Source organism: Adlercreutzia sp. DFI.6.23 (assembly GCF_024462535.1).
In the GTDB taxonomy this organism is placed as follows: Bacteria; Actinomycetota; Coriobacteriia; order Coriobacteriales; family Eggerthellaceae; genus Adlercreutzia; species Adlercreutzia rubneri.
This window is the reverse complement of sequence record NZ_JANGBP010000035.1, coordinates 1-580: the sequence shown is the minus strand read 5'-3', so window position 1 is coordinate 580 and position 580 is coordinate 1. Positions and strand designations below refer to the sequence as shown.

Annotated in this window: 1 protein-coding gene and 1 pseudogene; both read right to left on the bottom strand. The window is 68.6% G+C overall.

The genetic code is table 11. The annotated features are described in order from the left end of the window. Positions 1–378 (bottom strand): SPFH domain-containing protein (locus NE591_RS12205; protein WP_371130598.1); only part of this gene is annotated, 378 nt, incomplete at its 3' end. Beyond that, positions 281–580 (bottom strand): annotated as a pseudogene (locus NE591_RS12200) (hypothetical protein); the annotation flags it as partial. The pseudogene NE591_RS12200 and the gene NE591_RS12205, both read right to left, overlap by 98 nt.

Here is a 580-nt window from a genome sequence, read left to right as displayed (position 1 = left end):
CTGGTCGATGCGCACGCTGTAGAACTCGATGACGGGCCAGGTGAACACGATTCCCGGCCCCGCCACACGGTTGAAGCGGCCGAAGCGCATGACCACGGCGCGCTCCCATTCCATGACGATGTGCACCGACGAGGCGGCCAGGGCGCCAACTACCGCGGCGATCACGAGGGCCGCAAGGCCAATACTGCCCGCGAGGGCCTGGGCGCCGGCGAGCACCAGCGCGCAAACAGCGGCGAACACGATGATGGTGAACGCCACGGCGCCGTTGCGGGAGGTGCGGTTACGCCCCGTTTCCAGCCGCGCGCCCGTCTGCGGCGCCCTCTCCTGCGGGCTCGGGGAACTTGACGAGGCGTCCGCGCCGTGCATCTTGCGGGTCATGGGCTGCTCCTTCGCTTGTGCCATCCTTCTCGCGCTTGGCCTTGGCGGCCACGAGCGCCGCTGTGAACTGCGCGTCGATATCCTCCAGCGACATGCCGAGCTCCTGGCAGCGCTTGAGGTACTCTGCCGTGACGATCTCCGCCGTCACCTCGGACAAGACGCCGGGCTTGTCGGACACATCGGCCACGAACGCCCCGAGCCG